The organism is Enterobacter cloacae complex sp. S2 (assembly GCF_015159675.1).
In the GTDB taxonomy this organism is placed as follows: Bacteria; Pseudomonadota; Gammaproteobacteria; order Enterobacterales; family Enterobacteriaceae; genus Enterobacter; species Enterobacter intestinihominis.
The window spans coordinates 1-8,390 of record NZ_JADDTS010000053.1 but is presented as its reverse complement, the minus strand read 5'-3'; the positions used below and the strand labels follow the sequence as shown (position 1 = coordinate 8,390).

Below are 8,390 nucleotides of genomic sequence, written 5' to 3'. Positions count from 1 at the left end.
TTCTCTGCTGACCCGGCGGCTTGCGTGCCGTTGTTCCGTGTCAGTGGAGGCGCATTATAGGGAGTTCTTCTGAAGTGACAAGAGGTAATTTAAAAAAAGTTTCTGACCGTGTTTTTTTTCACCAAAAGCGATGAGATCAAGCTACAAATTGTTCTAATTGATGTATCTGCAACCACAATCACACCTGAGATGGCATAATTAGCCGCATCAATATTTAAGGAATAAAAGCGATGCCATTAAGCGCACAACAGCTGGCAGCTCAAAAAAACCTGTCCTATGTGCTGGCAGAAAAGCTGGCTCAGCTGATCTTAGCGGGTAAATATGCCCCAGGTAGCATCCTGCCCAGCGAGATGGAGCTGGGGGATCAGTTTGGTGTAAGCCGTACCGCCGTTCGCGAAGCGGTAAAAACATTAACGGCGAAAGGGATGGTGCTTCCACGCCCGCGCATTGGCACCCGCGTTATGCCTCAGGGGAACTGGAACTTTCTCGATCAGGAGTTACTCACCTGGTGGATGACCGAAGATAACTTTAATCAGGTCGTCGATCACTTTCTGGTCATGCGCAGCAGTCTTGAGCCTCAGGCCTGTCTGCTTGCCGCCACGCTCGGCACAGCAGAGCAAAAAGCGCAGCTCAATACTTTTATGGAAGAGATGGTGGATCTGAAAAAGCACTTTAACCGCGAGCGCTGGATAGAGGTCGATATGGCCTGGCATGAACATATCTATAATATGAGCGGAAATCCTTTCCTGACCTCCTTTGCTTCTTTATTCCATTCTGTGTACCACACTTACTTTGCCTCTATCACACAGGATGAGGTGGTGAAGCTGGATCTGCATCAGGCGATAGTCGATGCCATTCAGGAAAGCGACGGGCAGCGAGCCCTGAGTGCGTGCCAGGCGTTGCTGGCCGCGCCAACCCACCAGCAGGTAAATAAATGACAGAGAAAAAAGCACGCAGTATGGCCGGATTGCCGTGGATTGCAGCCATGGCGTTCTTTATGCAGGCACTGGATGCCACTATCCTCAATACCGCCCTTCCCGCAATAGCCCAAAGCCTTAACCGCTCCCCACTGGCGATGCAATCCGCCATCATCAGTTATACCCTGACGGTGGCGATGCTCATTCCGGTCAGCGGCTGGCTGGCCGATCGTTTCGGCACGCGCAAAGTGTTTATGCTGGCGGTGACGCTGTTCACCCTCGGTTCTCTGGCTTGCGCCCTCTCTACCTCTCTGACGGAACTGGTTATCTTCCGCGTTCTACAGGGGATAGGCGGCGCGATGATGATGCCCGTCGCGCGTCTGGCGTTATTGCGCGCCTATCCGCGCAGCGAACTGCTCCCGGTGCTCAACTTTGTGACTATGCCGGGGCTGGTCGGCCCGATACTTGGCCCGGTTCTCGGCGGCGTACTGGTGACCTGGGCAAGCTGGCACTGGATCTTCCTGATTAATATTCCGATTGGTGTGGCAGGGCTAATCTATGCCCGCAAATATATGCCGAACTTCACCACACCACGACGCAGCTTTGATATGGGCGGCTTCTTCCTGTTTGGCCTGAGCCTGGTCCTGTTCTCCAGCGGGATGGAGCTGTTTGGCGAGAAAATCGTAGCGACGTGGCTGGCGCTGGCCATCATTCTTAGCGGTATTCTGCTGTTCCTTCTATATATCCGTCATGCGCGTCGCCATCCGACACCGCTTATCTCTTTATCTCTGTTTAACACCCGAACGTTTTCCGTCGGGATCGCGGGCAATATTGCCTCGCGTCTGGGCACGGGCTGCGTACCGTTCCTGATGCCGCTGATGCTCCAGGTCGGTTTCGGCTATCCGGCCCTGATTGCTGGCTGCATGATGGCCCCCACAGCGATGGGCTCAATTCTGGCAAAATCGACGGTCACGCAGGTGCTGCGCTGGTTTGGCTATCGTAAGACGCTGGTTGGCGTGACGATCTTTATTGGATTGATGATTGCGCAGTTCTCCCTGCAATCTGCGGCGTTACCCATCTGGATGCTGATCCTGCCGCTGTTTGTGCTGGGTATGGCCATGTCGACGCAGTTTACGTCGATGAACACCATCACCCTTGGGGACCTCACCGACGAGAATGCCAGCAGCGGCAACAGCGTACTGGCGGTCACTCAACAGCTGTCGATCAGCCTCGGGGTTGCCGTGAGCGCGGCGGTACTGCGGTTTTATGAAGGGTTTGACGGTACAAATACCGTTGAGCAGTTCCACTATACCTTTATCACCATGGGCGCGCTTACCGTGGTATCGGCGGTGGTCTTTATGTTGTTAAAACCAAAAGACGGCCGGAACCTGATTAAAGAGCGTCATAAAGATAAGGCTAAACCGAACCGCGTTCCATCAGAACAGGAGTAAGCTGCAAACGTTGCTGTTGCAGCGTGGGCTGAGCCATGCGGTGGATCAACACATCGATGGCCAGCTCACCCAGTTCATCCTTCGGCTGATGAATGGTGGTCAGCGGCGGCGTCATGTAGCGCGCCAGTTCGATATCATCATAACCGACGATCGCCATGTCGTCCGGAACACGTAATCCCGCCTGATACAGCGCCTGATAAGCTCCGAATGCCATCGCATCGTTACCGATAAACACCGCCTGCGGGCGCGACTCTTGCGCCAGCAGTTTCTGCATTGCTTCAAATCCACCATTAAATTCGAAATCGCCGGTGATGCGATAGCCATCAGGAATGGCAAGCCCCGCCCGTTCCATGGCCGAAAGATAGCCTTCCAGACGCAAGCGCGCCGGGGTTTTATCCAGCGGGCCGGTAATACAGGCGATGCGGGTATGGCCTTTATCTATCAGATGCTGGGTCGCCATATCGCCACCCAGCAGCGAGTTATCCTGGATCAGATCGCTGGTGCCATCGAACGGCGCCCAGTCCATCATGACCGTAGGAATAGAAGGGTAGCGCTGAATGATCTCTTTCGAGGGTTGATGCGTTTCGGTACAGAGCAGCAGCAGCCCGTCGACGCGTTTTTGCATCAGCGTCTCCAGGTTTCGGTTCATGCGCTGCTCATCGCCTTCGGTATTGCACAGCACCAGGCTGTAGCCGCGCTCGAAGCAGCTGCGCTCCACGCCGCGCACCAGTTCAGAATAAAAAGGGTTGGTACTGGCGGTGATCAGCATGCCGATGGTGCGCGTCTGGTTAAGCTTCAGGCTGCGGGCCAGCGCAGACGGCGCATAGTTGAGTTCTTTAATTGCAGCGTCAACTTTCTCCCGAATCGCCTCGCTGACGAAGCGATCCTTATTGATAACGTGGGAGACAGTCGAGGTAGAAACGCCCGCCATACGGGCGACATCTTTCATTGTGGCCAAGCGTTACCCCTGCTGACTTAAGAATTCATCAATCTCTTTACGCCATGGAACAGAAGGCTGAGCGCCTTTACGCGTCACCGCAATCGCAGCGGCGGCATGCGCGAAGCGAATCGCGTCATCCATTGCTTTTCCTTCCAGCAGCGCCGTTACCAGCGCACCGTTGAAGGTGTCTCCTGCGGCGATGGTATCAATGGCTTTGACCTTAAAGCCCGGCACGCGACGGCCTTCGCCATTGACGCTTGCCCACACCCCACGGCTGCCGAGGGTGATGATCACGGTGCCGATGCCTTTATCATGCAGCGCAAGCGCGGCACGCGCGGCATCGTCATCATTTTCGACACGGATACCCGTCAGCTTTTCCGCTTCGGTTTCGTTCGGGGTGATGATATCCACCAGCGCCAGCAGCTCGTCTGATAATACACGGGCAGGCGCCGGGTTAAGTACGACAGACGTATGATTTTCATGCGCAATTTTCGCAGCGGCCAGCACGCTTTCAACCGGTGACTCTAGCTGCATCAGCAGAGCTTCCGCTCCGGCGATGATCCCACGCTGCGCTTCGACGCGTTCAGTCGTTAACGCGGCATTAGCCCCCGCATGAATACCGATGACATTCTCACCTTCCGCATTGACGAAAATCAGCGCCACGCCGGTAGATTCCCCTGCAACCACGCTGACGGGTGCGATGTCGATGTTGTCGCTTGCCAGCTGTTTGCGTACGCGCTCGCCGGTATCGTCATCACCCGTACAGGCGATAAACGCGATATTTGCCCCGCTGCGTCCGGCGGCAACTGCCTGGTTTGCACCCTTACCGCCGAACGCGACCTGATACTGATTGCCGGTGACGGTTTCGCCCGGAGTGGGGAACGTTTCAAGGTTAAGAATGTGATCGGCATTGATACTGCCAAGGACGACGAGGTTGCCTGCGGTTTTCATGTATTGAGGTGTCCATCTGAGAGCGCCACCGGTATTACCCGGTGGCGTATGCCACACTTTTCTTTTATTTGGTGTCCCTCAGGCAGCCAGCGACTGCCTGAATCGCCTTTACTGCTTAATGACCAGTTTCAGGTCAACAGGATATTTGGCCTGAACTTTTTCGCCCTTCAGCACTTTATCGGCAGTTTGCACGCCAGTCGCGCCAATCTGCTCAGGCAGCTGAGCAATGGTCGCAGCCAGTTTGCCATCATTTACTGCTTTTTCACCATCCGGCGTGCCGTCAAATCCGACAACCATCACATCTGATTTACCCGCAGTCTGGAGCGCACGCAGCGCACCGAGCGCCATTTCGTCGTTCTGTGCGAATACCGCCTGCACATCAGGATGCGCGGTCAGCAGGTTCTGCATGACGTTCAGACCCTTTGTACGGTCGAAGTCTGCCGGCTGGCTCGCCAGCACGTTAAATTTGTGCGCCGCTACAGCCTGCTGGAAACCTTCACCACGTTCACGGGCCGCGGAAGTCCCGGCGATACCCTGCAACTCGATCACTTTCGCGCCTTCACCTGCTTTCTTCGCGATGTAGTCACCGGCGATTTTGCCGCCCAGTACGTTATCAGACGCAATATGGCTAACAACGTCGCCTTTGGTCGCCTGACGGTCCAGGGTGATTACCGGGATCTTCGCCTGGTTTGCCATCTTCACGGCGTTACCGACCGCGTCGGAATCGGTTGGGTTGATCAGCAGGATTTTGGTACCACGAACGGTTAAGTCCTGAACGTTAGCCAGCTCTTTCGCCGGGTTGTTCTGAGAATCCAGCACCACCAGGTTGTAACCCAGTTTGTCTGCTTCTTTCTGCGCGCCATCCTTCAGGGAGACGAAGAACGGGTTGTTCAGGGTAGAGACAACCAGCGCGATGGTATCTTTCGCCATGGCGTTAGCACTTACGGTTGCGCTCAGCGCGACAGCAGAAACCAGGGTAGCCAGTTTTTTCATGTTCATATCTAAGATGTCCTGTAGTGTCGTCAGTTACTGTTTTTTGTTGTCTACCAGTACCGCCAGCAAAATCACCACTGCCTTAACGATCATCTGGTAATAGGAGGAAACACCTAACAAATTCAAGCCATTATTCAGGAAACCGAGGATCAGTGCGCCGATCAATGTCCCAACAATGCGACCTTTACCGCCCGCAAGGCTCGTACCACCCAGAACCACTGCCGCGATGGCATCCAGCTCATAGCCCGTACCCGCCGTTGGCTGCGCGGAAGAGAGGCGCGCCACTTCGATGATGCCCGCCAGAGATGCCAGCAGACCGCACAGGGAGTAAACGATAATTTTAACTTTGTTGACGCTAATACCGGACAGACGCGTTGCCGATTCGTTACCGCCCAGCGCATAAATATAACGACCCAGACGGGTATGATGCAGCATGTACCACGCCGCCAGGAAGACGATAGCCATGATCCAGACTGGCGTCGGGATACCCAGCGGGCGTCCGATACCAAACCAGCCAAACAGATCGGCGTTTTCGGTAAAGCCGGTATTCACCGGGCTACCGTTGGTGTACACCATGGTGACGCCGCGCAGCAGCAGCATCATCACCAGCGTGGCAATAAACGCCTGTACGCGGCCTTTTGCCACAATCACGCCGGTTACCGCGCCAATTGCCGCGCCTGCCGCCAGCGCAGCAGCAACGGCTACCAGCGCGTTGACCTCAATACCGACAATCGACGCGGCAATCGCGCCGGTGAGCGCCAGCAGGGAACCGACGGACAGATCGATACCCGAGGTCAAAATCACCAGCGTCATCCCCACCGCCATAATGGCGTTGACGGAGGTCTGCTGAAGAATATTGAACAGGTTATTAACGGTAAAAAAGTTCGGGCTCATGGTCGAGACAATCGCGATCAGCACCAGCAGGGCAATCAGCGATTTTTGTTCCATCAGCCATGCCTTTGTGAAATAGCGGCGACCAGAAACAGCCTGGGTAGTCATCTTCTTACTCCTGATTCACGCGATTAAGCTTGCCCACAGCGGCAGCCATCAGAACTTCCTGGGTGGCCTGCTCGCGAGTGAATTCACCACCGAGATGCCCTTCATGCATGACGATAATGCGATCGCTCATGCCTAATACTTCTGGCATCTCGGAAGAGACCAGAATGATGCTCAGACCGTCGGCCTTGAACTGGTTAATCAGCTGATAGATCTCTTTTTTCGCGCCCACGTCAACGCCGCGAGTTGGCTCATCGAGGATCAGTACTTTCGGGCGAGTCATCAACCCGCGGGCAATCGCCACTTTCTGCTGATTACCGCCGGACAACAGGCCAATCGCCTGCTCCATCGATGGGGTTTTAACGTTAAAGAGACGGATAAAATCGCTGACCGCCTGCTGCTCATCTTTGTGTTTCAGGCTGCCGCCGCTGCGGCTGAAATAGCGTAGCGCGGTCAGGGACATGTTCTCTTTTACCGACATGCCCAGCACTAAGCCGTCACGCTTACGGTCTTCGGAGATATAGACAATGCCGTTCGCCAGGCCATCCTGCGGCGAGCGGGTGACCACCTCATGGCCGTCAAGGGTAACGTAGCCGCTGGTGCGCGGCAGTGCGCCATAGAGCACTTTCATCAGTTCGGTACGTCCCGCGCCCATCAGGCCCGCGACGCCAAGGATCTCGCCCTTGCGCAGGGTAAAGGAGACGTCATCCACACCCGGCCCGCAGAGGTTATCCACCTTCAGGCGGATCTCTCCTGGCGCTTTGTCCAGACGCGGATACTGGTCTTCGAGCTTACGTCCCACCATCATTTCAATCAGCGAATCTTCGGTCAGCGTGGCCACTTCACGCTCGGCAATGAACTGCCCGTCGCGGAAGACGGTGACGTCGTCGCAGATCTCGAAAATTTCTTTCATGCGGTGAGAGATATAGACAATGCCGCGCCCCTGGGATTTCAACTCACGGATCACGCGGAACAGGGATTCGGTTTCGGTATCGGTCAGGGCGTCGGTCGGTTCATCCATAATGATGACCTTCGACTCGAAGCTCAGCACCTTCGCGATCTCCACCATCTGCTGATCGCCGATGGAAAGGTCGCCCACCAGTCGGTCGCTCTTAAAGCGCAGATTCAGCTTCGCCAGCAGTTTGTCCGCTTCGGCATACATGGTTTTCCAGTCGATTTTGCCAAACCGGTTCACGAACTCACGGCCGAGGAAGATGTTCTCCGCAATGGTGAGCTGCGGGATCAGGTTCAGCTCCTGGTGGATGATGCCAATGCCCGCTTCCTGAGAAGATTTCGGGCCGTTGAAGGTGGTCTCTTTACCCAGCCATAAGAGCGAACCGGCATCGCGTTGGTAGATACCGGTCAGCACTTTCATCATGGTGGATTTACCGGCGCCGTTTTCGCCCACCAGCGCCATTACGCGCCCGGAATAGACGTTCAGCGCCGCGCCAGAGAGGGCTTTAACGCCCGGGAACGACTTATCGATCCCTTTGAGTTGCAGTAATGCGTCCATGATGGCCTCAGAAGGTGACGCCAGCACAGAGAATGATATTCGCATACGGGGAACACTCCCCGCTGCGAATCACCGCCTGACTGTCTGCGGTTTGTTGTTTGAACTGCTCGTGCGTTGTGTAACGAATTTCTATGGTGTTTCCCTGGTGCTGTTGCAGTTGCTCAATGTGGCTGAGCAACGTTTCGTGGAGTTGCGGATTATGTTGTTTGATTTCCGCCGCGAGAATGGCCGCCTCAACCTGCATCTCCGCCGTCACGACTTCCAGTACCTGCATGAACGAGGGTACGCCCTGCGTTAACGCCATATCGATACGGGTTGTGCTGCGCGGAACCGGTAAGCCTGCATCGCAAACCACCAGCGTATCGGTATGCCCAAGACGGGAAATTACCGATGATATTTCTGAGTTGAGTACTGTGCCTTTCTTCATTTTTTGCTCCACTAGCGAAACGTTTCGCTAAAAACAGTGTAGCCGCAGAAGTGTTCAGAAAACCATCATGACGTAACGGATTTGTGATCGGCGTCGAAACGTTTCGCTAAGTGAAATGCAAAGGAGGTAAATGCAAAACGGTAACCGTCAGGTTACCGTTTTTTATGTTTGCGCCCTCTCCCTGTGGGCTGAGGGTTCCCCA

Annotated in this window: 8 protein-coding genes; 2 read left to right on the top strand and 6 right to left on the bottom strand. The window is 55.1% G+C overall.

What is annotated here, in order from left to right:
* Window positions 1-230 precede the first annotated feature (230 nt).
* Entirely contained in the window at window positions 231-938 is a 708-nt protein-coding gene (locus IPZ49_RS20685) for a FadR/GntR family transcriptional regulator (RefSeq protein WP_023298937.1), read from the top strand.
* A complete protein-coding gene (gene mdtD, locus IPZ49_RS20680; protein WP_022649863.1) occupies window positions 935-2,368 on the top strand; it encodes a multidrug transporter subunit MdtD in 1,434 nt (477 codons plus the stop codon). Before IPZ49_RS20685 ends, mdtD begins: the two co-directional genes overlap by 4 nt.
* Here the strand turns inward: mdtD and rbsR are convergent.
* The 6 genes from rbsR to rbsD form a co-directional block, all read right to left on the bottom strand.
* The gene (gene rbsR / locus IPZ49_RS20675) at window positions 2,334-3,326 is read right to left on the bottom strand and encodes a ribose operon transcriptional repressor RbsR (RefSeq protein ID WP_074143179.1); all 993 of its coding nucleotides are present in this window, start codon (window positions 3,324-3,326) and stop codon (window positions 2,334-2,336) included. The two genes, mdtD and rbsR, sit on opposite strands and share 35 nt — an antisense overlap.
* Window positions 3,327-3,329: 3 nt before the next feature.
* Window positions 3,330-4,259 carry a ribokinase gene (gene rbsK / locus IPZ49_RS20670; RefSeq protein WP_003862399.1) on the bottom strand — a complete coding sequence of 310 codons (930 nt, stop codon included), beginning with the start codon at window positions 4,257-4,259 and terminating at the stop codon, window positions 3,330-3,332.
* Between the two features lie 108 nt (window positions 4,260-4,367).
* Window positions 4,368-5,258, bottom strand: a complete 891-nt coding sequence (rbsB, locus tag IPZ49_RS20665) for a ribose ABC transporter substrate-binding protein RbsB (protein WP_003862397.1) — start codon at window positions 5,256-5,258, stop codon at window positions 4,368-4,370.
* Between the two features lie 27 nt (window positions 5,259-5,285).
* Complete coding sequence (gene rbsC / locus IPZ49_RS20660; protein ID WP_022649866.1) at window positions 5,286-6,251, bottom strand: ribose ABC transporter permease; 966 nt, start codon at window positions 6,249-6,251, stop codon at window positions 5,286-5,288.
* Between the two features lie 4 nt (window positions 6,252-6,255).
* On the bottom strand, window positions 6,256-7,761 hold the full coding sequence (gene rbsA, locus IPZ49_RS20655) for a ribose ABC transporter ATP-binding protein RbsA (protein WP_022649867.1): 1,506 nt from the start codon (window positions 7,759-7,761) through the stop codon (window positions 6,256-6,258).
* Window positions 7,762-7,768: 7 nt separating this feature from the next.
* Window positions 7,769-8,188 carry a D-ribose pyranase gene (gene rbsD, locus IPZ49_RS20650; RefSeq protein ID WP_003862392.1) on the bottom strand — a complete coding sequence of 140 codons (420 nt, stop codon included), beginning with the start codon at window positions 8,186-8,188 and terminating at the stop codon, window positions 7,769-7,771.
* Between the last annotated feature and the right edge of the window lie 202 nt (window positions 8,189-8,390).

Bases quoted from the DNA above. Each gene is read 5' to 3' on its own strand.
- rbsC (WP_022649866.1), bottom strand. From the start codon at position 6,251: ATGACTACCCAGGCTGTTTCTGGTCGCCGCTATTTCACAAAGGCATGG.
- rbsB (WP_003862397.1), bottom strand. From the start codon at position 5,258: ATGAACATGAAAAAACTGGCTACCCTGGTTTCTGCTGTCGCGCTGAGC.
- IPZ49_RS20685 (WP_023298937.1), top strand. From the start codon at position 231: ATGCCATTAAGCGCACAACAGCTGGCAGCTCAAAAAAACCTGTCCTAT.
- rbsK (WP_003862399.1), bottom strand. From the start codon at position 4,259: ATGAAAACCGCAGGCAACCTCGTCGTCCTTGGCAGTATCAATGCCGAT.
- mdtD (WP_022649863.1), top strand. From the start codon at position 935: ATGACAGAGAAAAAAGCACGCAGTATGGCCGGATTGCCGTGGATTGCA.
- rbsD (WP_003862392.1), bottom strand. From the start codon at position 8,188: ATGAAGAAAGGCACAGTACTCAACTCAGAAATATCATCGGTAATTTCC.
- rbsA (WP_022649867.1), bottom strand. From the start codon at position 7,761: ATGGACGCATTACTGCAACTCAAAGGGATCGATAAGTCGTTCCCGGGC.